Raw genomic sequence first — 25,637 nt, 5'->3', positions numbered from 1 at the left:
GTAACGAAGCTCTAAGAGATAAAATAGAGAAGAGGAATCATATGAAGTACGATGTTCTTATTAAAAACGGAAGAATATTTGATGGAGAGGGAAACGAATCCTTTATTGGAGACGTAGCGGTTCTTGATGGAAAGATTGTAGAGATTTCTAAATCTATTTCTGGTAATGCAACAAAAACATACGATGCGAAAGGACTTTGGGTCACTCCAGGATTTATAGATTTTCATACACATTATGATGCAGAGGTGGAAGCTTCTCCAGGGCTTAAAGAGTCCGTTATGCATGGAGTAACTACCATTACAATGGGAAGTTGTTCTCTTAGTCTTTGTATAGGATCACCTGAGGATCTAGCGGATATGTTCAGTAGGGTAGAAGCAATTCCTAGAGAACAGGTCCTTCCTTTATTGCAAAAAAATAAAACTTGGAATTCGATGAAAGAATATGCGGATCATTTGAATTCACTTCCGTTAGGTCCGAATGTTTCTACATTCCTGGGACATTCAGCGATCAGAGCTTACTCTATGGGATTAGAGAGATCTCTTTCTTATGGAGTGAAACCAACTGAAGAAGAAATGATCAAAATGGAAAAACTTCTGCAAGAAGCGATTGATTACGGATATTTAGGACTTTCTATCAATACGCTTACTTGGGATAAAATGGATGGCAGCCGTTTTAGAAGTAAACCTCTTCCTTCTACATTTGCTAAATGGTCTGAGATCAGCAGGCTGAATAAGATCGTTAGGAGAGAAAATAGGATTTTCCAAGGAGTACCGAACGTATCTACCAAATACAATGTATTACTTTTCTTTAAAGAAAGTATGGGAATTTTCAGAAAAAAAATGAAAACAACAATCATTTCTCTCATGGACCCGAGATCCAATCGTTCCATTTACAAGTTGGTGGCGTTTCTAACAAGAATTGTGAATACCATCTTTAAAGGAGATGTCCGCTTACAGGCTGTTCCTGCGGTATTTGATCTTTATGCAGATGGGGTAGATGTCGTGGTTTTCGAGGAATTCGGAGCAGGAACTGCAGCCATTCATTTAGCAGACCTCGCTGAAAGAAGGAAACTTCTAATGGATAAAGGATATCGAAAATGGTTCCGAAGACAATGGACGAATTGGTTTTTGCCTAGAGTATTTCATAGAGATTTCAACGAATCCAAGATTGTAGAATGTCCTGACCAAAAGTTAGTTGGTAGATCTTTTTCCGAGTTAGCGAAAGAAAGAAAACAACATGTGGTCGAAACATTTTTGGATCTTTGCGCGGAATATGGAAACGAGATCCGTTGGTATACTGTGATCGGGAATGATCGCAAGGGACCTTTAAAGTATATAGTCAGTCATCCCGATGTGTTGATCGGATTTTCTGATGCGGGCGCTCACTTGAGAGGTATGGCGCATTATAATTTTCCATTACGTTTTTTGAAATTAGTCAGAGATGCTGAACTGGAAGGGAAACCTTTCCTTTCTGCAGAAAAAGCAGTCTGGCGAGTTACAGGAGAAATTGCAGATTGGTTTGGTCTGGACACAGGCAAACTTAAAGTTGGTGCCCAAGCAGATCTCGTTCTTTTAAATCCAAACGGATTAAATGAAAAAGTGGAAACCATCCAAGAAACCCCGATGCCTGAATTCGGCGGAATGGTTCGTTTAGTTCGCAGAAACGAAGAGGCAATTCGTGCAGTGTTAATCAATGGAAAGGTTGCAGTTGAGAACGGGATCGTTCTTCCTGAGATCGGTAAAAAAAGCGGCTTCGGAAGGTTCATGGCTTATAAAGAAAAAGATTATCTATACTCTTCTGCGAAAACCCAAAAAAGAGAAGCTGTAGGTTCGGTGGCTTAACGTTTTCGACTTTTTGTCCGGGGTATGAAGTAGGAATTACCTCGGACAATTTCTCCAATTTTTTAATCAAAAATCTAATTTCTTAAAATCACATATCCCATTTGGGGAAAGTAAATTAAGAAAATATAAAATACTTTTCTTAAAATTAACAATAAACCGTGACTGAATTTGTCCTGTAGCTTGACTATACTTTCTAGATAATTTTCTTGTGACTAAAAACACAAAAATATGACTGGAAAGAGACAGAATGAATTTACGTAACTTACTTTTATTTACGCTAACGTTGTTTTGCTTTAATTGTTCCAACGGTTTTCTAAAAAACCTTTTTGGACAAAGCAATTCTTCGTTTCCCGCTCCTATTTTGGCTAGTTCTATGCCAATAGTTACTCTACCTAAAGGAGTTCCTACTCAAGCTCTTCGTATATCTGAGGATACAAATGTTCCAAAACTAGTTGGTCGTTCTCAAGTACCTATTGGTAAGGTGTACGACATTACAATGGTGTACGCAGATAAAGACGGCAAAGAGAAGCCTCTGGCTCGTAACTCCAGTGTCGTTTTTTCTGAGCCTGTAAAGTTCGAGTTTCCAGTGGATCTGGAAACGTTGGAAGAAAAAGGTTTCACAGAAGAATTATACGTTTGGTATAAAGATTACGTAACAAAGGAATGGAAACTTTTAGAAAAAGGAAAGTTAGATAAAGAAAAGTCGATTGTTACTGTCCATACTAAACATTTTACTCCTTTCATATTAACTGCTCTGCCAGTTCTTCCAGATAGCGGAGTTGCGGCTCCAACAGCTTGTTTGAGTGATGAATCTGTTGCTTGGGGAATGCAAGGAATTCTGGATGATTCGAACGTTTCCAAAGCTCAAGTTGGAACCATCGGAGAGGGATACCAATACTATTTGGATCGCCCTTATTTCGTAAAGGAAAACGAAGGTGCATTTCGTGAATTGGGACTTCAATTTGCCGCTTTGATTCCAAGCTGTCAAGGTGGGGCAGGAACTTGTGGTTCTAGTGCTATCCATGCAGATTCTATTGCAAGCGAATACGTTTCTTTTAATGCAGTTCAAGATATCGATGTATACGTTATGTATGACTCAAGGGGAGGAGTTTCACCTTCTGATTCTTCTAACGATGCAGATTGGCTAAGAACGGATTTTACTCTTCTTTCTGGAAAATATATTTATACTACAGATCCAGCATTAGATCTGGCACAAAACATTGGTGCATCCGGATACAAAGTATATAAACGCACTTATCTTCAAGGAAGCAGGGTTGTTCTTGGTGGAAACAAGAAAGGAACAGTAGGCGGTGGAGTTTCATCCAACTTCTGGGCCGTTGTAAAACCTAAGAATACGGAAGGAACTGTAGTTTCATCCGGAATTCTTTGTTCTACCGGACCGGATATTAGGGTCTCCAATCCTGTTTCGGTTAAGTTTTTTCCTGGAGCGAATCAAAACCTCTTATGGTTTTCTTATTCTGATTCAGACGCGCCTAGAAAAATTATAGTTCGAAGAAGCCAATTAGCTCCACCAATGTCGCCTACATTGGGAGAACCTAGTTCCGGATCAGAAATCACTCCATATTCTTCTTCCGATACAGGTTTAACAGTAGATACCACATATTACTATTCGATTTTCGCTTTGAATAATGACGGAATCTATAATGGAATTACAACGGGATCTGTTACTACGGGTGTGGATACAGATGGGGACGGTCTATCAGATATATTTGAGACCTCAAATCCTATCAGATCTTTGTTTGTTTCAGGTTCTTCGAATGTATTTCTTTCTTCAACGAATACGGATACGGATGGAGATGGGATCGATGATTTTTCGGAACTTTCTCGCGGAACAGATCCTACTAGTGCGGACAATGATGTACCAACAGCGATATTTACACTTTTATCGGATAATGGTAGTTCAAGCTTTGTAGACTTTTCGTTAGGCGCTTCTGAGATCAACCCGGTGGGTCCTGCCTTAAAATATTGTTACCTACGTCAGTACGAAGCAGGTATGCAAAATTCGGAATTTGAACGTAAACCTTTCGGAGCTTTGAGTTTCGCTCCGGTTAACGGTTCAGTATTTAACACATGGAAAAAGGATTGTTACTTACCTAAAGCTTTCGTTCAGCTTGGAAAATCTGGTAGCAACGTTGATAAGATTGCCGTTTGGGCAAGAGACGGATCTGGAAACGTTTCCGAGATAAAAAAATATGAGTTTACTCCATCGGAAGCAAAAGACGCGTCTTGGTTGTCCGCTACGAACACTTCATATAACTCTAACGGAAATCCATCTAGTACATTTACCGACTTCACTTACTTGAATTACACTTCGAATTGGCTGGATTCTACTTGGAGTATAAAATATACAAATTTAGGCTTAAAAGGACAAGTGTATTTTACGAACGGAGGGAATGGTGTAGCATATCGAATTCCAAACTTCTTCGCGATCGGAAACGGTTCATTAAGTTACTACGATAATTCAAATACTCAGCAAAGTTTAGGAACTTTGTATAATATCTCTTATGGTTTTTCGGATACATTAAATCAATTTAAACCGATAGCCTTCGCTGCGAACTTAGACTCGAAAGAAATAACTTCGTTAGTTCATTTGAATCAAAATGGTACATTTCAAGCGAATATGATCGATTTTGGTTTTTTTGGGCCTTCTATAAACGGAAACACCTTCCCGGAGGTTGGTGGGGCTCCGAAGTTCGTAATGCCATATGATAGAGGCCAAGGGCTCATGGTAGGAAACGATACAAATCAATTCGAATTTCTGAATTCGAGCTACCGCTATTGGAATACAGATATAAACGGATTAGGAAATTCTAATTTTGCTGGAGTGATTTCGGCTGACTCGCTAAGGAGATATAATCCACAAGAGGAAGTAGAAGTTATTGCTACTCTAAAATCTTTACCTTCTCGCGAGATCAAGGTTTGGTATAGAAAATCTGGAGAAATTGCATATAACAGTATCATACCTCAAGGAGTAGAGTTAGGTACAGATTTTATTGGAAGACAGGTCAAATTCCTTTCTTATAAGGATTGGTCTGGAAACTCCGTATATATGTTATATATACTCGGGGGCTACGCACATACTGTGGACCAAAATACAGCATATGGATTGCTTCGCTCTTATAAGATAAACCTGTCTGGAGGAGTTCCGTCCTTACAGTTTATTCGTGAATCTGTGGTTGGTACAACTATGGAATCGATTTCTTTCGACGGTTCTGGAAGATTCATGCTCGCAAAGGGAGCTTCTCAGCGTTATGCGATCTTATTTTTGAATACGAATACGGGGTTTACCGATATCGCGTTTATCTATAATAACCAATCAAGTGGGCCTTATACACATTTTTCTTTTTCTCCTTCTGACAAAGTTGGAATAGGGAATGTGGGGGGATATTCCAAGTTACGTTTAATCCCAGGTGCAGGTTATTCGGATTATAAAAAATATGGTTTCTTACCGGAAGGTTCGAATTTAGGATTTATGCATAATTTCTACGATGCTGTAGGAAACGAATGTGTAACAGGTGGATCTAATCCTGGAATCGGATATGTTACTGCCGTCGCCGGTGGGAATTTCGGAATACCTCCAGTCTCTGTGACAGTTGGGCCAGGGATAAATTCGGATCTAGTTCGATCACAAGCAGTTACTGCTCCTAATCTGGCATCTACATTGGTGATTCAATCCTCGTTTACCCAAGGGACTTCTCCATGTAGGGATATCTTAATCTCCAGAGATAAAATGGAAATTCCAGTTAGAGCTAAAACTATCCAAGCGACCACAGTAGTTTATAAAGACACTACCATGAATGCTGCGAACGTTCCGACAAGTATGCAACCGGCTTCGATACCTACTGCAGTTGCAAATGCCGACTTTAAAGTTTGGGAACATTTGAGTAAATCTACTGCGATAAGGAAAGGAACCTTTACAGGACAAAAATGGTTTTATTTGCCAGGATGGCCATTCCCAATATATGAACCTAGTCCTTCTTGTGTTGTGAATGATGTAACTTACGATCAGGGACTTGCAGCTTGCACTACGATGTTAAATGGATGGCCTTTTGCTCCAGTGTTTACAGCTAAATATGACGAGTATACGTTCTCTGGAAGATATGTTTACTCAGGAGATAAATTGATTACTGCACCATAATTCATTCGAATACAAGTATGGAGTTCGGCCCGTGGGAAGAAATTCTCTCGGGCCGTTTTTTCTATTAAGAAACTTTAACTACGATCTTTCCGAAATGTTTTCCGTCTTTCAGATACTCTAACGCATCTTTAAATTCGGAAAGTTCATAGACTTTATCGACGACGGGATTGAGTTTCCATTCTTCGATCTTTTTGTTCATAGCAAGGAAGCCTTCTCTATGGCCTACCACGATTCCTTGGACTTTGATCTGGTTCATAACTAATGGTAGAAGGTTCAAATCCTTGATGGCACCTGCTAGGATCCCGATCAAATGGATTGTGCCAAATAGTTTTACTGCCTTAATGGATTGTTCTAAGGTTCCGGCTCCGCCTACTTCTACTATATGATCTGCGCCTTCTCCGTCTGTTAACTCTCTAATCTTTTCTCCCCAAGCAGTGATGTTCTTATAGTTGATTAGATAGTCTGCGCCTAGGGACTTTCCTCTTTCCAATTTTTCATCAGAAGAAGATGTAAGATAAACAGTCGCTCCAATAGCTTTAGCAAATTGTAATGCGAATAAGGAAACTCCTCCGGTGCCTTGAACGACTACAGATTCTCCTTTTTTTAGCTGGTTCTCTACGAAGAATGAAGACCAAGCGGTAAGTCCTGCACAAGGAAGTGTGGCTGCTTCTTCAAAACTAAGATGAGAAGGCATCGGAACTACACCTGTAGCTGGAAGAATTGCATACTGTCTTAGTGTTCCATCTAACGGGCCGCCTAAGGTAGTCCTAAGTTCTTTTTTGTTTGCGTGTCCAGACAACCAATAAGGTGCAAAGGTTGCATTGATCTTGTCTCCTGCTTTGAACTCTGTTACGTTCTCGCCGACTTCTACAATTTCTCCGGAGCCGTCGCTGCATGGAACCATTGGAACTGGAAAATTCGGATTGTACTTTCCTTGTACAACGAGATAGTCCCTGAAATTTAAGGAAGCCGCTTTGAAACGGACTAAAACTTCGCCAGGGCCTGGCTTGCCTGGGTCTGGGAGATCGATTAAGGAGAGATTTTCTTTTCCGAAAGAGGAAAGTTGGACCGCTTTCATTTGATTATGCTTTTATAATATAGTTCGGAGGGCAGAAGGACTCCGGTGCAGACCGGAAGTCCTTCTTTGTTAGGTATTAACTTCTACCTAATCCTAATTTATCTGCACCTACAAGGATACTCATGTTTCCTGATGGGTGTTTGTTTTCTTTCATCAATTGGTGAGCTTGTGCAGTTTCTTCAAACTTATAAGTATGAGAAAGAGCAGGATCTACCTTCTTGTCGATCACGAGTTGGTTTAGGCCAGCTGCATTTTCGTCGTTTGCAAAGTGAGAACCTTGGAGACGTTTTTGGCGCATCCAAAGATATCGTAAGTCAACAGTTGCATTATATCCAGTGGTTCCTGCACAGATAACTACCATTCCTCCAGTTTCACAAACGAATACTGAAGTAGGGATGGTGGTTTCACCTGGATGTTCGAATACGATCTTAGGATTGTTTCCTTTGCCTGCTATGTCCCAGATAGCTTTTCCAAATTCTCTGGCTTGTTTGGTCCATTCTACAAATACTTCAGGCTTATTGATATCAGAAGTTAGAGCTCCCCAATGTTTGAAGTTATTTCTATTAATAACTCCTGCGGCGCCAAGATTCTTACAGAACTCGATCTTATCATCAGAAGAAACAACTGCGATTGGAATTCCACCAGCTGCTTTTACGATTTGGATCGCCATAGCTCCTAAGCCACCTGCTCCTCCCCAGATAAGAACTACATCCCCTGGTTTTACATCATTTGGTTTCCAGTGGTGAAGCATTCTATATGCTGTTGCTCCAACGAGCATGTAGGCAGCTGCCTCTTCCCAGGAAAGATGTTTTGGTTTAGGAAGACATTGGTGGTCCTGGACCTTACAAAATTGAGCAAAGGATCCCCAATTTGTTTCATAAGCCCAGATTAATTCGGAAGGAGCAAGCATAGGATCATTCCCTGCTTTGACCCAAGGATCGTTCTTGTCCCAGATACCGCAATGTAGGACTACTTCATCTCCTACTTTTACGTTCTTTACTTCGGAACCTACTTTATATACGATCCCGGATGCGTCTGAACCACCGATATGAAACTTTTCAGGTTCGCCCTTTTTGTTTCTTGCGCCGATTACATCGACCGGAAATCCGAGGCCGGCCCATACGTTATTATAATTAATTCCGGCCGCCATAACTGCAACCAGCACTTCGTCAGGTTTAATTTCAGGAACGTCTATCTCTTCCGGTTGGATAGACTTGATCGGGTCTCCAAAACGCTCTGGTCGGATGACCTGTGCATGCATTTTCTTAGGGACCACTCCTAATGGAGGGAGTTGGCCAATTGGTACGATTTCAGGTGCGCTCATGGGGACCAGAAAACCTAACCGACCGAGGCTTACGAGAAAAAAAACAGTCTTTAACTTGGCTTTCCGGCTTAAGTAAGAAGGATATGATCCACCCTATCTTCCAAACCTCTAACCCGATCTTCAAAAAATCGCTCCGAGGAGATAGAAAGTATCAAACTATGCAATAGATCCACGAGTAGAGAAAGCTTTAGTTCTGCATTTTTAGGCGGGGGGTTACGATCTACGGCCGCATCTAATAACTTTCTATACTGGGCTCCGTAATGATTCGTATATTCTTGCACCAGATTTTCAGGTGCTGAATAAACCAAGCTGAACGGAAGTTTAGCTCTATCAGGAAACTGCCTTGCTATATCGCAAATTGCTCGGAACACCGAGACAACTTCTTCTCTTAATCCTTTGTCTTTTACCAATCTACTTCTGATATCGTTCAATATCATCAAATGAGTGGCGACCAACGCTTTTCTAAACAAGTTTTCTTTGGAATGGAAGTGATGATAAATGCTAGGCTGCTCCAGCCCGCATTCTCTGCTGATTTCTCTCAGAGAAGTTCCATGGAAACCCTTGCGGGCGAAAGCTATCGCAGCGCCTTCCAAAATTCTCTCTCGAGAATTTCTGAAAACTCCATTTGTGGGGTAGACAGGGCTACCGTCCTTCTTTTTCACCGATCCGACCTCTTTTAGGAGGATTCATCCTGCGATTTTATTTTTATGTCTGAAGATCGAAGATCTCGAAATCGCCGGAAGATCTATCCGTTAGGATAGAAATTTCACTATATTAGCGAAGATATAACAAACGCCAGAATTCCGCAATTCATTAACTTATTAGGAAAGGCTATTTGAGTCAAACTTGCTTGAAAGCTAGTCTTACCTGATCGTAATTAAGTTTAAAGGGTCAGAACTCTTTCTTAAAAACTTCGAAGTAGTTGTTTAACTCACTTGTACCTGGAAGCCTTCCTTCTGCCCCCGGTTGTTTTTTGCCAGGAGAACCAGGTTGGTTTAGGTTCTGATCTTTCTCTTCTCGCCCAAATGCAGCGGCAGGGGTGTATAATTGGCTACCGAATATCAGTTCAAAGTTTGCAACGTTAGACTCTGATTCATCTAATCTGATCTCTACTAAGAAATGATTCTCTCCGAATCTTGCTTCCCATTCATAAACAAAAGAAGGTTCCACAAATCCGGTGAACAAAGGAGATAACTTTCTATCTTCGCTATCTGATTGGAAGATATGTACCATAACAGATTGTTCCGGATTCTCATGAGCAAGCCCAACACCCAATTTACGGACGATCTTTCTGTCCTTACCTTCTGGGAATTGAAGTTTGAAAGACACTGTGCTTCCTTTAAACACCGAACCAGTGAAATGTGATTTTCGATCTACGATATATCCTCGGTCTTTTAGAGAAACTTTAACTTCTTCTACCAACTTCTTAAATGTAGGAGGTCCTCCTGCTATGGATTCTTTGGAGTTAGCTGGTGGATTTGTAGTAGTAGTTTGTGAATACAGACCAGATTGGATAATTAAGAATAAAAACAGAATAAAGGGAAAGAATCCCAGTTGGGGAAGTTCTAATTGAAAAGATCGCATGATTACTAACAGACTAACTCGGAACGAACTTTCTCGCCAGATTTTTTCGAAAATAATTCAGAAAATAGCGGAGAATCCCTCGGGAAAAGTGGGAAAAAAACGATAAATTAATTATGCGCGCTGTTTTAAGAAAAAACTCGGAGGAATCATGAAAAGGAATCTGGGTATTCTGACCTTAGTCTTTGCTTCTATTTCCATTCTACCCAACTGCGTTTCTCAATCCAAGTATGATGCCTTACAGGCGATGTACGACGAGAAGGCAAGGGATCTTTCCAATTTAGAAAAAGATAAGTCTTCTCTCCAAAGATCCGTAGAAGATATGAAAAGGATCCAAGAGGAAACGGAAAGAAGGATCGCTGATTATAGAAGTTTATTAGAAAGTTTTAAAGGAATGATCGATTCTGGAAAACTTAAGATCCGGATCGTAGATGGAAGAATGGTGGTAATACTTTCTTCTGATATATTATTCCCTCCTGGCTCCGCAAGTTTATCCTCTAAAGGAACAGATGCGATTAAAGAAGTCACAGGAATTCTGTCTTCTCTTCATGGAAGAAGATTCCAAGTAGAAGGTCACACGGACGATGTGCCAACAGGTATTAAAGGATATTCCAATTGGGAACTTGCATCAGCAAGAGCTTTGACTGTATTACATACGATGGTGAAATCAGGAATGCCTGAAGAAAGGATCAGTGCAGCTTCTATGGGATCTTCTCGTCCTTCTGTCCCGAATACAAGCGTGGAGAATAGAACCGCGAATCGAAGGATAGAAATTGTGATTGTTCCAGACTTATCTAATCTACCAGGTATTGAAGAATTACGTAAATTGAGCGAATAGACCAGGCCTAGGATTCGCTTGGCGAATTACAGCACTCTATAAACTATGGTCCTATCCCCTCTTTTAATAAGATTCCTTCGGTGTTTAGGTAGGTTGTATGATCAGCGTTTCGGGTTTGTCTCTGAATTTCGGAAAGAAAATTCTTTTTGAAAACGTTACTGTTAAGTTTAAGGAAAGCTGCAGATACGGTCTGATCGGAGCCAACGGTTCCGGTAAATCCACTTTTATGAAAATTCTTGCAGGAATGGAACAGGCCGCTGCTGGTTCCGTTGCCATCGATGCAGGAATAAAAGTCGGTTACTTAAAACAGGACCATTACGAATACGAAAACGAGACAGTATTAAATACTGTGATGATGGGGAATAAAGAACTTTGGGAAATTGCCAAAGAAAGAGACGAAATTTATTCTAAACCTGAAATGTCCGACGAGGACGGTATCCGAGTTTCCGAGTTAGAGGAAGCTTTCGGAGAGATGGGCGGTTACGAGGCGGAAAGTGTAGCCGGAGAATTATTAGAAGGTTTAGGAATTCCTACCAACATCCATGGCCAGACACTTTCTTTTTTAACCGGCGGCTTTAAACTTAGAGTACTACTTGCACAGGTACTATTCCAAAAACCAGACGTTCTTCTTTTGGACGAACCTACCAACCACTTGGATATCAAAACGATCCACTGGTTGGAATCATTCCTATTAAATTATAAGGGAGTGGTCATAGTAATTTCTCACGACCGTTACTTCATTAACTCTGTTGCTTCTCATATCTGCGACCTAGACTATCAGACTATGACCGTCTATCCTGGAAATTACGACGAGTACATGGAAGCATCTCAGGCTGCGAGAGAAAGAGCTCAATCGGATAATAAACGAGCAAAAGAAAAAATCGCGGATTTGCAGGAGTTCGTCAGCAGATTCAGTGCTAACGCGGCAAAATCCAAGCAGGCAACTTCACGCCAAAAGATGATCGAGAAGATCAAAGATAATATGGCGGTGATTAGACCATCTTCCAGGCTTTTCCCTTATATAATTTTCAAAATGAAAAGAGTTCTTGGTAAGGATGTAATTCTTGCTGATAATATCTCCAAGGCTTACGAAGACAGAGTTATCTTTAAAGATTTTACAATTAATATCACAAAAGGTGAGAAGATCGCGATCATTGGAACAAACGGTGTGGGAAAAACTACTCTCTTAAAAACTCTGATGAAGCAGATAGAACCTGATTCAGGAACGGTTGCCTTTGGAGATTCCGTAGAAGCTTCTGTCTTCCCACAAGATCATAGAGAAGGGATTGGTGAAGATGCTGATTCCATTATAGAATGGTTATATAGATTTGCTCCTCCTGGCACCGAAATGGAAGAGATCCGAGCAGTTTTGGGAAGAATGTTATTCAGCGGAGACATGGCTAAAAAACCAACTCAGGTTCTTTCCGGAGGAGAAAAATCCAGGATCATTTTAGGAAAGATGATCATGGCTCAAGACAATCTTCTGGCTTTGGATGAGCCTACGAACCACTTGGATTTGGAATCAATCGAATCCCTGAACTATGCATTAACTAAGTTTGAAGGAACTATTTTATTTGTTTCTCACGATAGGGAATTCGTAAGTTCCATTGCAACTCGAGTTCTGGAAGTTACTACAGAAGGGATCAGAGACTTTAAGGGTACCTATGAAGACTTCTTGGAAAGAGAAGGCCAAGAATTCTACAAACGCCTGGCAGGTGGACCTGTTCTTACAGAAGCAGATTGAGACAGAGATATTTAACCAAAAGTTTTACGAATATTTTTTCAGATGTTTGACTAGCTCATCCAATGCTTTCTTGCGATGTGAAACTGAATTTTTTTTCTCATCTGAGACTTGGGAAAAATGAGCGGAGAAGGGCGGGTAATAAAAAATAGGATCGTATCCGAATCCGTTTCCACTGGTATCATAAATATCAGAGATAAGTCCGGGACATTCTCCTTCGAAAGTAAATTCTCCTTCCGGTGTGACTAACGCAATCACGCATACATACTTTGCGTTTCGATTTTTTTCTCCTTTCATTTTTTCCAGGAGAAGTCTGGCTCTTCCTTCGTCGTCTAAACCTTCTCCGCCAAAACGTGCAGAATAGACTCCAGGCTCTCCGCCTAAAGCTTCTACACAAATTCCTGAATCGTCTGCTAAGGAAGGAAGTTTAGAAAGAGAGAATAATTCCCTCGCTTTGAGAAGAGCATTCTCAGTAAAAGTTGTGCCGGTTTCTTCAGGGCCAAAATCGATCCCTAACTCCTTCGGGGTGGATAAGTTAAACCCTAAAGGAGAAAGGATGGCTCGAATTTCGCGAACTTTATGGGAATTGTTAGAAGCTAAAGAAAGGGATTTCAATTTCCCAATTTGAACTCGTCAAAAGCATCTTCAATTGTAGGAAGAACTTTGAACACTTTGTCCAACATTGTGATCTCGAATAGTTGGAGAAGATCGTCGTCGTTTACAACGATTATGATGTCTCCTTCTGCGGAGTTGAACTTTTTTTTGTAGGAGACTAGGATCCCCAACGCAGTTGAGCAAATATGACTCACCTCTGTAAGATCAATTATGATCTTAGGAGAAGGTTCGAAATTATGATCGCTCAGGTTGCGGTCCAGTTCCTCGCTGTCGGATTGCAGAATGGATCCGGAAATTTTGATGATGTGGATGTCGCCTTGAACCGTTATTTCCATGTGGGTAACGAACCTTGTGTGCATATTCGATTTTTTTATAGCAAGCAAAAAACGCCCTTTTGAGAACTTCTTTGCTCCCTTCTTCCGAATAATTTTAGAAAAAGAAGGGAATGTACGTTTTTTCAGGAGAATATCCCGAAAAAACTTCGTTTATGTCCCCATCAGTTGAGCTTTATCAAGTCCTTGCTGTGATATTAGGATTGGGAGACCTTCTGTAATTGCTCGCTGAAAATTTGAGAAGTCATCTTGACTTTGTACTTCGCAATCAATTTATCTTTGAGGATTGCAAACGGTTTTTCAGTGAGCAAATGATAGAAATACGCGAAGAAGAAAACTGTAAGCCCAACAGGGATTGTATAGAGTAAGAATTCGTGCTGTTGCAATTGTTTATCCGCATAAAGTAGTTTTCTTGAAATCGGGGTCATTACCACTATATGAATGATGTAAGCGCAATAAGACAATTTTGCAAATGGAGAGAAACCTTTCCAAGAAAGGAATTTGCCGATCGGGTCTCCTTTTCTCATCGAGAGAATAAAAATCCCAATCCATAATAAAGCAAAACTTGGGTAACGAATGATCTGGTGAAATCCCATTTTAAATTCATTTGCTAATGCAGTGTAAGCCAGAAGTCCAATCCAAAGTCCAGCGTGCAAATAATTTGCCCAAGGTCCTAACTGAAGCGCCTTTTCGACCCATGATTTATGAAAATTGAATATATACGCGAATATAATTCCATATAAAACCGAATCTATATGTCCGTGGAATGGGTAATAGAAATTTGCATTATATAGATCTACACTTTGAGAACCACTGGTCTTTAAGATCACTGTATACATAAAGATTGCGCGATAGATCAAAGGAATTGCAGTAAGAAATATCAGAAAACCTAGTCTAAAACGTTTCGGAACATATCTAAAGATTCCTAATAAGAAGATTGGAAATGCGATATAGAACTGTTCTTCTAACGAGAGAGACCAGCCATGGAACATGGTTCCTTTAAAGTAGTCGGAAATATATAAAAAGTCGAACCAGATCTTACTTTTTGCCGCTTCAATTTGTGGTACAAGTTCCGGCGGTGCGCTCTTAAGCATTGCGGGTATAAATACAAAGTATTGCAAAATTAAGAAAATATAAAATGGAGGAAAAATTCGTAAGGATCGTTTTAGATAGAAGAACTTCCAATTGATTGTGCCTTTCGATTCTAATTCTGCAAACAAAGGGCTAGCGATCAGGAATCCACTTAATGGAAAGAATAGATCAAGACAGACAGAGCCGTTATTTAAGAAATTTCTTAAGTAAGGGTCTATATCCGGAATAAAGATCTGCACCGTGCGATACATATGTCCATAGATTAGCATGAAAAAGCCTAAGGTTCTTGCCCCGTTAAAAGGTGCGATCTCTCTTTCGTCAGGTCTAAAAATTCCCAGGAAATATTCTTTCATTCAGCTATCCTTATTATAGTGGATTTATAGTGAAAAGAGTTCTTGTTTAAGATTTGAAACTTTTCACTTTCTCTTTCTGGTGTTTCTAATGTGATCGTAATTGCAGGTTCCGAATCGGCGCATCGGAAAGATTTTGGGACCAGAAAATGCCATTCTTCATTTAAGCAGGAATTATATCCTTCTCTCGTTAATCTAAGAAGAATTCCTAAACTAAGATCCCCTTGTCCGAAATCTTTAGGATTAGATTCCCAGCGAATTCTGTATTTGTTTTCTTTTTGGGGAGAGATTGCTGTTAAAAATTTTTCAGGCCTATCATCATATTCAAACTCTGTATTTTTACCATAGATTGCAATACAAAGGAATATTATAGAGATAGAATAGATCCGGAACTTTCGTGTATTCGGGAATTCTAATTTAGATAAAATGATCTTCAAGTTCAGATAATAAAGGGCTCCGGCTAAAACATAAGTGAACCAATAGATATGGACGATCTGGCCCCCTTTCATTTTGAATGCGCCGAATAATGTGATGAAGAATGCCCAGATCAGAATTCTGAGTAGAGATCTATCGAATTCTTGTAATTTATCCTTCCAGAAACTCGGAATCCCAAATAGAAAGCCTACAATCAAAAGTGCAGGGATCTGCTTGGGAACATTAAGCGGAGAAACGTAGTAAGAAAGAACATACTGTAATGTAGGAGCTAATTTATGAAAGGTAGAATTCTTAAGAGCTAATCCGATAATTTTACTTAAGTTTCCTGGTGAATTAGTGAATTGTTCAATGAGAGGAGGGATCCAGCAGATCACTGTGAATGTCACTGCAAGAAGAATGTTTAATCCAAACTCCTTTTTTTTATATTGAGAGAGTCCTTTGTTCTTATAAAAATAAAAACATCCAACTGCAAACATAGGAACTATAAATGAGATCCCTACGATCTGGTTTTGCACTATGATATTAGCACAAACTACAAACCAGAAAAAATTTCGGATAGAACCTTGGGAAAAATCAGTTAAGGAAAGGATCAGCACTAAAGTAGGCAAGAGCACTACTCCTGGTCCCCAAATGTTCGAGAATGCATTCGGTAATAGAGGAGTTAAACCTAAAATCAAAGATGCAAATAATAAAACGGTAGATCTATTATCTTCCAATTTCGAATAAAGAATTTTTAAACCGATCAGTAGGAAGAGAAGATTATAAAGAACAATGCCAATTAAATGTGCTCCATGCGGAGATTTGACAAAGAAGAATATTTTTTCTGCAAGCGCTAGATAATAGAATACGATCGGACCTGGATGATTTACTAAAAAGCGAGAGTATGCTCCCAAACTTTCTTCTAATTTTCCAGCTTTCCAGATCTGAAGAGCGTTAGCAGCATAGTCTCCGGTCTCTTGGTATGGTTGGCTGAAAAATCCTGGGTTTGCTAGTAGATACGCGAAACAGAATAAGATCGGAAAAAGTAGATAAAGTGGAAGTTTGTTATTAGGAGATGTTTGCATGAATCGGAGAGAAATGGTTGGCCGATGTTTCCAGTAAGCTTCTGTTTTTCGATTCCTGGGTCAAGTAGATTCCTTTTTAGAACGTGCTTTATGCAAAGAAGTAAAGCTGATAAAGAAGCTTAAATAATTTCTGTTGGAATTCCGACAAATCTAAGAAGTCCAAAGAAATTTTGGAAATAAATTACGCTTGATCCGAGTCGGATCGTTACTCTAAGCTTCCGGGACTACTTTTCTACGCCAATCAATGGATCCGTTATTTTTTAACTTTTACTCTTTCGGTTCGATCTTAATCGTCCTGTATTTCTTTTATGCTGGCTTCTTCTTTCTTACTATCAAGGAAAGAAGTATGGCTGCTTTTCATTTGGGAGTCTGTGCTTTAACCACTGTCTTCCATAATATAGGATACTTTTGGGGCTTCATTTCTTTTGAAGAAGGAACAATTTTTCATAGGGTCATTGCTGTTGCGGGACCTTTGATGAGTTTCACTCAATTAGTAGGATTCTTTATCTATTTTCCCGAACCTAGGAAGAAAGGTATCTTGCCGGGTTTAATATTTTATTGGCTTCTATATCTAGGAGTATTAGTAGTTACAGGTTATTATGTATATGTTAGTTGGGATGCTCCTAGATCCTTTGTTCCAGGAAGTCATTATTGGGATTATGAAGTCCATGTATTTTACAGTTATTTTATATATGTAATTTTATTCTACGAAGTATGTTATCTTGTGATCGGGATCTGGAAGGCGATCATAGAAACCGGAAAAGAGAGAAGGTCCGTAATTTATATTCTTCTTAGCTATGCGGTGATCACTGTGGTTCCGGGGATTTTGAACGCACTTAGTCGGAACGGAACAGTAGCCCGGGCTACATACCAACAATCCTTTAACCTAGGAATGGTTACTGGAATGTTCCTGATCATGATCGTGTATGTAAATGCTACGAAAGAAAGGACTACAATCTTAAATCGAATCATAGGAGTTTCATTAGCTACATTCTTCGTATGTTATCAATTAGTAGGTTATTCTATTCTGAATGGATATGAAAGAACTTATGATGATATGAAAAGAAGGGACAGCTCTATCGCAGTTCTAGAACAAAAAGATCCACAAGGTCTGGCTTATATAGTTTCCTATGATCCTGAGAAGAATGAGTTCCGATCGGAAAAAGGAAATAAAGACTCTAGATTCAAAAAAGAAGATGAGTTAGAGGTTCGTTTTTTTAGAGAAAAACAAAAGATTTCCAATTTAGGAAGTTTATCTGCGAAAGAACGTTTGGAAAAAACAGAGAAAATTTTAGAAACTTCTCCCAACGATTTTAAAGCATACGCTACTGGCATACGTTTCTTTCTAAAATCAAAAGGTAATGAAATAGTAAAAGATTCTGATATGGAGGAATATTTTCGAGGTATTTACGGAAAACTCAATATTATCAGAAATAAATACTCGAGGCTTCCTGATCGCAAAAAACAAAAGTCTATCGAGGGATTACTTGTTTCCAATGACATAGGATTATCTGAAACATTAGCATACGTAAAACAATCAGCGATCCAAGCAATAAACTCGGACAAATCGACCGAACAGATCTCAAAAATTGTACTAAATTCTCTCGCTCCGATACATTTTGCTGGAGAAAGGATCTATCGAGGTACAAGGATTTATTCTCCTTCTGACCCCAAGCCAGTAATGTATCTCTCCTATTATTTTGCTCCGAATCCAAGTGGGAAAATATACGAGGTAGGATTTGAATATAAAGATTATAGAATATTCCATCATGATCCAAGTTTTATTTTAGTAGCTTCCATGGTTCTCACTTTCTTCGTAATCGTGATAGGATTTAGGTTCTTCTTCCAGAATGCAATCGTTGTTCCTGTGGATGAAGTAGTTGTGGGGCTAACCGAAGTAAACTCAGGAAATTTAGAATATAGACTTACTCCTCGCGTTGAGGATGAGATTGGATTTATCGCCAGGTCTTTTAATAAAATGGCGAGAAGTATCCAAGCCGCCCGAAAGAGACTCGAGCAATATGCTGATGAATTAGAGGAAAAGGTAAAGGATAGAACCAAAGAATTAGAAAAAACTTTGGAAGAAGTGAATGAACTCAAACAACAACAGGACGGAGACTATTTCCTTACGTCACTTCTGATCAAACCATTAGGTGCAAACAAAGCAACATCTGAAAATGTAAAAGTCGATTTTTTAATAGAACAGAAGAAAAAATTCAGCTTCCGCCGATTTAACGATGAGATCGGTGGAGATATGAATATCTCTAATCAGATCACACTCAGAGGGCAGCGTTATATAGTATTCTTGAATGCGGATGCAATGGGAAAATCTATGCAAGGAGCAGGTGGGGCATTAGTTTTAGGAGCCGTTTGTGAATCTATCATAGAAAGAACTCGAATCGTGGAATCTATGAAAGAACAGTCCCCGGAAAGATGGCTGAAAAATGCATTTATAGAATTACATAAAGTATTCGAAAGTTTTGAAGGTTCAATGCTCGTTTCTTCTGTGATCGGGCTAATAGATGAAGATTCTGGAACATTATATTATATTAATGCAGAACATCCTTGGACGGCCCTCTATCGAGACGGGAAAGCAGACTTTATCGAGCAAGATCTTATGTTTAGAAAGCTGGGAACAACTGGAATGGATGGAAAAATTTCAGTAAAAACATTCCAGTTATTACCTGGAGATGTGATAATTGCAGGTTCAGACGGAAGAGATGATATTCTTATAGGAAACGATGAAGAAGGCGCAAGGATCATCAATGATAATGAAAAACTTTTCTTAAAGCTGATAGAAGAAGGAAACGGAGAACTTTCTAATATATATGAATCTATAAAGAAAGTAGGTTCATTAACTGACGACCTTTCCTTGGTCAGAATCTCTTTCAAAGAAGAAGGCGGGATCCAAAGGATACAAGAAAAGGAGAAGATCAGGCAACTTCTTCGAAAAGCCAAAGAGAAATCCCAAGATAAGAATATCAAAGAAGCATTATCTTTCCTAGAGGAAGCAGATACATTGGACAATCGTCTACCTGAGGTGAAAAAGGGGTTACTTAAGTATCATATTCGATTAAAGAATTATTCAAAGGCCGCACAATTTGCAGAGGAGTATTTGAATATTCGTCCAGTAGATAAAGAAATACTATTTATTGCTTCTTACGTAGCAAGAAGAGCTAGACAATTCCAAAAAGCTCAAGATTTCGGCGAAAGATTACTCTTAAGAGAACCTGATCATGTTAGAAACTTGATCAATTTGACTAGGATCTCAATCGCTTTAAGAAATTATGAAAGAGCAAAACATCTTTTGAAAGAAGCTCAAAGATTAGAACCTGAAAATTCTCAAGTAATAAAGATCAGGCAAGCGCTAGATAAAATATAAATCTTTCGATCTAATGTGACTTAATCAAGAGGCTAAAAGGCTGTAATTGGTTTAGGAAATTAATTTTGTCCAAACTGTGTAAATATCTTGCAAAATGAGGTCAAAAAAAATAAAATACGTGTATCAAACATGAAACAAAATTAAAAGATTAGAAACTTTTAATCAATGGTTTCCTTATCATGCTTTCATATGATTCTAAACTAAGATTCGGAGTTGTCGGAATAGGTCTTTTGGGCCTATTGATTGGCGTTTCTTCTTGGATTAGTAGCAGGAATCTAACTCAATCCAAAGATTGGGAGTCTCACACTTTCAGCGTAATTTCTAGATTAGAAAGTCTGGCTTCGTCTGTAAAAGAAAGCAGAATCCGATTTTTAATTTTTTTAGCCTCGGGAAGAAAAGAGGATTTAGAATATTATAAAACAGAAAAACAGAATTTGTTCGTTAAATTGGGTGAACTGAAATACATTACAAGAGACAATTCTACGCAGCAAAACAGCCTTATGGAATTGGGAAAGCTACTTAATCAAAAGGACGAACTTGTTCAGAAAATAGAGCATTCCACTTTCAAAAATCATGAAACAAAGGCGGAAAACGCAAAATTCGAGAATGAAATAGATCGTTTAATAGATAAACTGAAAGAAAAAGAACTTTCACTTCTTTCGGAAAGGGCTCACGATTCTATTAGAAAGGAGAAGATTACAGATTGGGTCTTATTCTTTTCCATCTCCTTTAATATATTGATATTAGCTGTACTTTATAGATTTTTAAAAAAGGAATCCGATCGTAGAATAGAAGCCGAAAACATCCTTTTTGAGAAAAATAATCTTTTGGAAAATTCACTTTCCGAAAAAGAAAAATTCTATAAGGAAATATTAATGATTAAATCAGCTTTGGATTGTGCCTCCAGCAATATTATGATTGCAGACAATAATCTGAATGTGGTGTACACTAATCGATCCATAGTGAATATGTTCCAAGCCGCAAGGGAAAGTATTCGTAACGAATATCCTAGATTTTCTCCTGAAGCTTTGATCGGATCTTGTATAGATTCTTTTCATGCAAATCCTGAAAAACAAAGGCAGATACTTTCTACATTTACCAACACTTATAAAAGTTCTATTTCTATCGGTGGAAGACAGTTCAATTTGAGTGCTGACCCTGTTATCGGTTCTTCTGGGGAAAGACTGGGAAGTGTCGTGGAATGGCTGGATGTGACTGAAAGAAATTTGAAAGAATTCCAGATAAATAAACTAAATCAAGATCTCGAAGAGAATATTCGAAAATTAGAATATGCAAATCGAGAATTAGAAGCGTTTAGTTATTCTGTTTCTCACGATTTACGGGCACCTATCCGAGGAATAGACGGATTTACTAAAATTATGTTAGAAGATTATTCTGCCATTTTGGAGCCCGAGCCTTTGAGGATTTTGAATGTGATCGCTACGAATTCAAAATTTATGGGGCAACTGATAGATGATCTATTGGCATTTTATCGCGTATCCAAGCTGGAGCCAAAATCAGATTCTATAAATATGAAACATATGGTATCCGATTCGATAGAGATCATCAATCAGGAATACGGATCCAGAAGTCCTATCGTTGAAATTTCAGAATTACCCCCCGTGAAGGGAGATGCTTCTATGTTAAAACAGGTTTGGTTGAATCTGATCTCAAACGCATACAAGTATTCCTCCAAATCGCAAAACCCATTTGTTGAAATAGGTTTTTTAAATGAGGAGGGAGCCCGAACATTCTTCGTAAAAGATAATGGAGTCGGTTTCGACGATCAATACTCTCATAAACTTTTCAAAGTATTCCAAAGATTACATTCCAGTGAGGAATTCACAGGAACAGGGATCGGACTTGCAATTGTGGATCGGATTGTACAAAGACATGGTGGAAAAGTTTGGGCAGAAGGAAAGATGGGACAAGGTGCCACATTTTATTTTACAATACCGAGCAAGGAATAGAGAAGAATGAATCAATCGGGAAACTATGATATACTTTATGCGGAGGATAATCCAAACGATGCAGAACTTACTTTAAGAGGTTTCAGAAAAAATAATTTAGTAAATCAAGTCTTTCATGTCAAAGACGGAGAGGAAGCTTTAGAATTTTTGTTTTGCAGAGGGAGATTTGAGGGTAGAGAATCCGGTGGAAAACCTTTATTTGTATTATTAGATCTAAAAATGCCAAAAGTGGACGGTCTCGAGGTGCTACGAGAGATTAAGTCTGACGAAAAATTAAGAACAGTTCCTGTAGTAATGTTAACCTCTTCGGCAGAAGAGAAAGATATAGTAGAAAGTTATAAACTAGGCGTAAACAGTTATATAATCAAACCTGTAGAATTTGAAAAGCTGATCATAACAGTATCTGAAATTGGACAATATTGGTGCATATTAAATAAATCGGTGCATTAACATGAGAACACTAAAATTCCTTTTTTTAGAAGATTCTTATACTGATCTAGAGCTTATTCAAAGAGAATTAAAAAGGGGAGGAGTAGAATATATTCCTGTCCATGTTCAAGATAGGGAAGAATATTTAAAGGCAATCGAAGATGAGAAACCTGATTTTATTTTTTCGGATTACTCACTTCCTAATTTTGATGGTTTATCGGCATTAACTATCGCAAAAGAACAATGTCCCGCTACTCCTTTTATTTTCGTTTCCGGAACATACGGCGAGGATGCTGCCATCCAAACTCTGACTAGAGGAGCAACTGATTACGTTCTGAAAGACCGGCTAGTTAAACTTGTACCAGCTTTAAGAAGAGCAATTAGAGAATTAGAAGAACATAAAGCTTTAAGAAGAGCAGAACAAGAGAAGTTCGAAATAGAAGAACAACTCAGGCAAAGCCAGAAAGTAGAAGCTATGGGGTTTTTGGCAGGAGCAATGGCCCACGAGATCAATAATCCTATCATGGCGATCATCGACTATGCCCAATTAATTTCTAAAGGAGAAATGGATATAGATAAGGCTCAAAAGATCGCTTCTAAGATAAAACAAGAAGGGGAAAGAATTTCCATAATGGTAAAGGATCTACTCAGATTCGCCAGACAAGAAAAGGCAGCCTTAGAGCCTGTAAGCGTTTTTGCTTTAATTTCCAAGACGCGTTCTATTGCTGAACAAAGATTAAAGATGAGCCGCATCCAATTGGATATAGATGTGCATACAGATCTTCCCTCTGTAATGTGCAAAGAAGGACAGATACTTCAGGTGCTTTTAAATCTGATCAATAATGGGATCGATGCTTTAAATCAACGTTATCCGGAATATGATGAGAATAAAAGAATGACCATCTCCGCAAAGCCTGAAGAGATCGGTGGTAAACCTTGGGTAAGGATCACAGTAGAAGATTTGGGTTCTGGAATTCCTCAGGAAATTGGTAAGTCCATTTTTAATACATTCTTTACAACCAAGGGAGCGGATAAAGGAACCGGTCTCGGACTTTCTGTCAGTCTTGGCATCGTGAAAGAGCATGGAGGATTTCTTTCGTTTGAAAGCGCAACCAATGAATACACTAGATTTTTCCTAGATTTGCCCGCAGTCTAACAGTGATTTTTGGACCTTCTTTGCGATTTTCTTGTCAAATAATTATCTAAGAATGGTTATACTAGATGATGGAATCGACTGAATATACAAACTTAGTTTCGGAAAAACCTTTTGCCGATCTAGACCTAAGAGTCGGTAAAGTAATCGGTTTCGAATTGGTTCTCGATCACGGAGAAAAAGCTTATAGATTGATCTTGGATTTCGGTGAGAATGTCGGAGTCCGCAAATCAAGCGAACCCATTCTCTCCCTCGGAGAAGAAAAAGATTTCTTGGGTAAACAAACACTTTGTGTGATGGACTATCCTTCTACTCATATAGCAAGAATGAGAGCACAAGCCTTGTTCTTAGGCTTTGTGGAAGAAGAGGAAGAGTTCAGCAAATCCGACGCGATCAGCTTTGTCCAACTAGCTTGTTAATCAAATCTTAAATATTCGGGAGCCTTTACGGGCTTCTGATTATCAGATTTCAACTATCTTTCCCCTTGACGGCCCGCAGTTTTTACGTATAGTGAGGCGGCGCTATCTAATTAAGAATCTAAAATATGCCATACAAACCCACAGAACCCAGCATGAAGCTGGGAAAATTTGCAGTTTCATTCGCAAGAGATACTTCTCTTGGAGTTTTATCCGGAGTTAAGTCCGCGCTTACAGGTTCATTTGAATGGTGCGCAAAAAGTTTATCTCAAATTTCGGAAGCACCTACCGTAAATGGAACTCGCCTCGGAGAATTTTTAAAGGATGCAGGAAAGTCTTTAGGAGAAGCAGGAAATAAAACTGAAGAAGGTCTATCCAGAGCATTCGAATCTACTGCACAAGCAATGCATACTGCTTTGGAAGCGTTGAGTGAAACAGAATCTTTGATACAAAGAAAGGTATTCGAAAATATTTCTGTTTCTAGCGTTGTGGGAGATTCTTTTGCAGGGATGATCACTACTTCAGAGATCCAAGCGTCCTTTCGTTTAGAAGGAAAAGATGTAAGTCCAGAAGATGTATTGGCAGATTGGAAAAAATCTGGATCTAAAAAACCTATTTTATGTGTGCCCGGACTATTTTGCGACGAAGGACTTTGGCTTAAGAATGGAGAACCCTCTTTCTCTGAAATTCTAATAAACGAAAATTATTATCCATTTTATCTTAGATTCAATCCGGGAGCTCATATTTCGGAAAACGGCTCCAAACTTTTAGAATTGGTGAGAAAGATATTAGAAGATCCTGAATTGAAGAAGAAAAAATTTGATGTGGTTACTTATAGCCAGGGCGGACTCGTTCTTAGGAGTGCACTTTATTCTTCTCAAAAAGAAGGAAATCCACTTTCTTCTAATATTCAAAAAGTTTTATTTATCAGTTCTCCTGATGGAGGATCCTATATTGAAAAAGTAGGATTCTGGTTGGGGCTTGGAGCGGAAGCTTTACCTGTGTTTCCAGTGCAGTTAGTCGGCTATATTGGAAATCAAAGAAGTGAAGCAATGAAAGATCTTTCTCATGGAATTATAAGAGAGGAAGATTGGAAAGAGGGAACACACTTAGGTAGATACGGAAAAGATAAATATTTTGGCGAGCTAGATGATATAGATGCTTACCAGATCTATAGTTTCGTTTCCGAAGAAGAAGGAGACTGGTCTTCCTGGATTGGGGACGGAATTGTTGAAAAACCAAGTCTTACTCTTTTCAGCGATTTAGTATTTCGTAAGAAGCCAAATCCAGAAACTAGAGTTAAGATCCTAAAAGGATTATCTCATTATCAGATTATGCCTTCTGCCGAATTGAGAGAATATTTCTTAAAAATCTTTATAGGAAAATAAGAGATTTATTTTACCCAGCCCTTCTTCTTGTAATCTTCGTATCCTAATTTTAGGGCATCTTTGATTTGAGAAAGAAGGACTGGATCCTTCTTCTTTATATAAAAACAACTTTTGCCTTTTAAACATTTCAGAAGTTCCTGTGGGAAAACCTTTTTTAATGCAGGCTCTGAATACACTGGCATAAAATAAAATCCCACATATCCTTTTTGAACGAGTACACCAGCGAAATATACCTCTGGCTTTTTTTTACCTTTTACTTCGATTTCCATTTCGCTGACCAAGCCATATTGCCCTCGTGAATCTCCTCTTTCTTTAATAGTTCCCTTTATATAAGGTTTCATCAGTTTCTTAATCTCATTAAAAATCGGAACTAGTTCTGGTTGTCCCGGGGATTTGTCTTCGTATTTAATCCCTCGTTTAGGGGAAGAACTGCTTTTCACGGACTTCTT

19 protein-coding genes are annotated in these 25,637 nt (G+C 38.8%); 10 read left to right on the top strand and 9 right to left on the bottom strand.

What is annotated here, in order from left to right; translation table 11 throughout:
* The first annotated feature begins 41 nt into the window (after positions 1–41).
* On the top strand, positions 42–1,841 hold the full coding sequence (locus B1C82_RS08975) for an N-acyl-D-amino-acid deacylase family protein (protein ID WP_086447262.1): 1,800 nt from the start codon (positions 42–44) through the stop codon (positions 1,839–1,841).
* 373 nt (positions 1,842–2,214) lie between these two features.
* Positions 2,215–6,000 (top strand): hypothetical protein, encoded by a 3,786-nt coding sequence (locus B1C82_RS08970; RefSeq protein ID WP_157894120.1) that lies wholly within the window; start codon positions 2,215–2,217, stop codon positions 5,998–6,000.
* A gap of 64 nt (positions 6,001–6,064) precedes the next feature.
* Here the strand turns inward: B1C82_RS08970 and B1C82_RS08965 are convergent, their stop codons facing one another.
* From B1C82_RS08965 to B1C82_RS08950, 4 genes are all read right to left on the bottom strand, one after another.
* The gene (locus tag B1C82_RS08965) at positions 6,065–7,078 is read right to left on the bottom strand and encodes a zinc-dependent alcohol dehydrogenase family protein (RefSeq protein ID WP_086447260.1); all 1,014 of its coding nucleotides are present in this window, start codon (positions 7,076–7,078) and stop codon (positions 6,065–6,067) included.
* A gap of 76 nt (positions 7,079–7,154) precedes the next feature.
* The gene (gene ccrA / locus B1C82_RS08960; protein ID WP_086447259.1) at positions 7,155–8,402 is read right to left on the bottom strand and encodes a crotonyl-CoA carboxylase/reductase; all 1,248 of its coding nucleotides are present in this window, start codon (positions 8,400–8,402) and stop codon (positions 7,155–7,157) included.
* 68 nt (positions 8,403–8,470) lie between these two features.
* Positions 8,471–9,064, bottom strand: a complete 594-nt coding sequence (locus tag B1C82_RS08955) for a TetR/AcrR family transcriptional regulator (protein WP_086447258.1) — start codon at positions 9,062–9,064, stop codon at positions 8,471–8,473.
* Between the two features lie 229 nt (positions 9,065–9,293).
* Positions 9,294–9,986, bottom strand: coding sequence for a hypothetical protein (locus B1C82_RS08950; RefSeq protein WP_086447257.1), 693 nt, complete (start codon positions 9,984–9,986; stop codon positions 9,294–9,296).
* Between the two features lie 148 nt (positions 9,987–10,134).
* Between B1C82_RS08950 and B1C82_RS08945 the strand changes: the two genes are divergently transcribed.
* Positions 10,135–10,821, top strand: coding sequence for an OmpA/MotB family protein (locus B1C82_RS08945; protein WP_086447256.1), 687 nt, complete (start codon positions 10,135–10,137; stop codon positions 10,819–10,821).
* 97 nt (positions 10,822–10,918) lie between these two features.
* Entirely contained in the window at positions 10,919–12,565 is a 1,647-nt protein-coding gene (locus B1C82_RS08940) for an ATP-binding cassette domain-containing protein (protein WP_086447255.1), read from the top strand.
* A 24-nt stretch (positions 12,566–12,589) separates the two neighbouring features.
* On the opposite strand, the gene rdgB is transcribed toward B1C82_RS08940, so the two are convergent.
* From rdgB to B1C82_RS08920, 4 genes are all read right to left on the bottom strand, one after another.
* A complete protein-coding gene (gene rdgB / locus B1C82_RS08935) occupies positions 12,590–13,177 on the bottom strand; it encodes an RdgB/HAM1 family non-canonical purine NTP pyrophosphatase (RefSeq protein ID WP_086447254.1) in 588 nt (195 codons plus the stop codon).
* Complete coding sequence (locus B1C82_RS08930) at positions 13,174–13,512, bottom strand: STAS domain-containing protein (protein ID WP_010514772.1); 339 nt, start codon at positions 13,510–13,512, stop codon at positions 13,174–13,176. Before B1C82_RS08930 ends, rdgB begins: the two co-directional genes overlap by 4 nt.
* A gap of 194 nt (positions 13,513–13,706) precedes the next feature.
* Positions 13,707–14,954, bottom strand: coding sequence for an acyltransferase family protein (locus tag B1C82_RS08925; RefSeq protein WP_086447253.1), 1,248 nt, complete (start codon positions 14,952–14,954; stop codon positions 13,707–13,709).
* Positions 14,951–16,450 (bottom strand): hypothetical protein, encoded by a 1,500-nt coding sequence (locus B1C82_RS08920; protein WP_086447252.1) that lies wholly within the window; start codon positions 16,448–16,450, stop codon positions 14,951–14,953. The genes B1C82_RS08925 and B1C82_RS08920 overlap by 4 nt, the downstream gene beginning before the upstream one ends.
* A 244-nt stretch (positions 16,451–16,694) precedes the next feature.
* Here B1C82_RS08920 and B1C82_RS08915 point away from each other — a divergent pair, with 244 nt between their 5' ends.
* The 6 genes from B1C82_RS08915 to B1C82_RS08890 all read left to right on the top strand — a co-directional run bounded on the left by B1C82_RS08915 (position 16,695) and on the right by B1C82_RS08890 (position 25,188).
* Positions 16,695–19,832: a SpoIIE family protein phosphatase gene (locus B1C82_RS08915; RefSeq protein ID WP_086447251.1), complete on the top strand. Its 3,138-nt coding sequence runs from the start codon at positions 16,695–16,697 to the stop codon at positions 19,830–19,832.
* Between the two features lie 179 nt (positions 19,833–20,011).
* Entirely contained in the window at positions 20,012–21,802 is a 1,791-nt protein-coding gene (locus tag B1C82_RS08910) for an ATP-binding protein (RefSeq protein ID WP_086447250.1), read from the top strand.
* A gap of 6 nt (positions 21,803–21,808) precedes the next feature.
* A complete protein-coding gene (locus B1C82_RS08905) occupies positions 21,809–22,252 on the top strand; it encodes a response regulator (protein ID WP_086447249.1) in 444 nt (147 codons plus the stop codon).
* A gap of 1 nt (position 22,253) precedes the next feature.
* The gene (lvrB, locus tag B1C82_RS08900) at positions 22,254–23,387 is read left to right on the top strand and encodes a hybrid histidine kinase/response regulator LvrB (protein WP_086447248.1); all 1,134 of its coding nucleotides are present in this window, start codon (positions 22,254–22,256) and stop codon (positions 23,385–23,387) included.
* Between the two features lie 65 nt (positions 23,388–23,452).
* Positions 23,453–23,803 (top strand): CsaA family protein, encoded by a 351-nt coding sequence (locus B1C82_RS08895; protein WP_086447247.1) that lies wholly within the window; start codon positions 23,453–23,455, stop codon positions 23,801–23,803.
* Positions 23,804–23,955: 152 nt separating this feature from the next.
* The gene (locus B1C82_RS08890) at positions 23,956–25,188 is read left to right on the top strand and encodes an esterase/lipase family protein (protein WP_086447246.1); all 1,233 of its coding nucleotides are present in this window, start codon (positions 23,956–23,958) and stop codon (positions 25,186–25,188) included.
* A gap of 5 nt (positions 25,189–25,193) precedes the next feature.
* On the opposite strand, the gene B1C82_RS08885 is transcribed toward B1C82_RS08890, so the two are convergent.
* Positions 25,194–25,628 carry a DUF1801 domain-containing protein gene (locus tag B1C82_RS08885; protein WP_234008248.1) on the bottom strand — a complete coding sequence of 145 codons (435 nt, stop codon included), beginning with the start codon at positions 25,626–25,628 and terminating at the stop codon, positions 25,194–25,196.
* Positions 25,629–25,637: the final 9 nt, after the last annotated feature.

The organism is Leptospira venezuelensis (genome assembly GCF_002150035.1).
Classification (GTDB): domain Bacteria; phylum Spirochaetota; class Leptospiria; order Leptospirales; family Leptospiraceae; genus Leptospira_B; species Leptospira_B venezuelensis.
This window is presented reverse-complemented; position numbering and strand designations above follow the sequence as displayed.

Coding starts and splice junctions, on each gene's coding strand:
- B1C82_RS08975 (WP_086447262.1), top strand. CDS start 42: ATGAAGTACGATGTTCTTATTAAAAACGGAAGAATATTTGATGGAGAG.
- B1C82_RS08970 (WP_157894120.1), top strand. CDS start 2,215: ATGCCAATAGTTACTCTACCTAAAGGAGTTCCTACTCAAGCTCTTCGT.
- B1C82_RS08965 (WP_086447260.1), bottom strand. CDS start 7,078: ATGAAAGCGGTCCAACTTTCCTCTTTCGGAAAAGAAAATCTCTCCTTA.
- ccrA (WP_086447259.1), bottom strand. CDS start 8,402: ATGAGCGCACCTGAAATCGTACCAATTGGCCAACTCCCTCCATTAGGA.
- B1C82_RS08950 (WP_086447257.1), bottom strand. CDS start 9,986: ATGCGATCTTTTCAATTAGAACTTCCCCAACTGGGATTCTTTCCCTTT.
- B1C82_RS08945 (WP_086447256.1), top strand. CDS start 10,135: ATGAAAAGGAATCTGGGTATTCTGACCTTAGTCTTTGCTTCTATTTCC.
- B1C82_RS08940 (WP_086447255.1), top strand. CDS start 10,919: ATGATCAGCGTTTCGGGTTTGTCTCTGAATTTCGGAAAGAAAATTCTT.
- B1C82_RS08930 (WP_010514772.1), bottom strand. CDS start 13,512: ATGGAAATAACGGTTCAAGGCGACATCCACATCATCAAAATTTCCGGA.
- B1C82_RS08925 (WP_086447253.1), bottom strand. CDS start 14,954: ATGAAAGAATATTTCCTGGGAATTTTTAGACCTGACGAAAGAGAGATC.
- B1C82_RS08920 (WP_086447252.1), bottom strand. CDS start 16,450: ATGCAAACATCTCCTAATAACAAACTTCCACTTTATCTACTTTTTCCG.
- B1C82_RS08915 (WP_086447251.1), top strand. CDS start 16,695: ATGGATCCGTTATTTTTTAACTTTTACTCTTTCGGTTCGATCTTAATC.
- B1C82_RS08910 (WP_086447250.1), top strand. CDS start 20,012: ATGCTTTCATATGATTCTAAACTAAGATTCGGAGTTGTCGGAATAGGT.
- B1C82_RS08905 (WP_086447249.1), top strand. CDS start 21,809: ATGAATCAATCGGGAAACTATGATATACTTTATGCGGAGGATAATCCA.
- lvrB (WP_086447248.1), top strand. CDS start 22,254: ATGAGAACACTAAAATTCCTTTTTTTAGAAGATTCTTATACTGATCTA.
- B1C82_RS08895 (WP_086447247.1), top strand. CDS start 23,453: ATGATGGAATCGACTGAATATACAAACTTAGTTTCGGAAAAACCTTTT.
- B1C82_RS08890 (WP_086447246.1), top strand. CDS start 23,956: ATGAAGCTGGGAAAATTTGCAGTTTCATTCGCAAGAGATACTTCTCTT.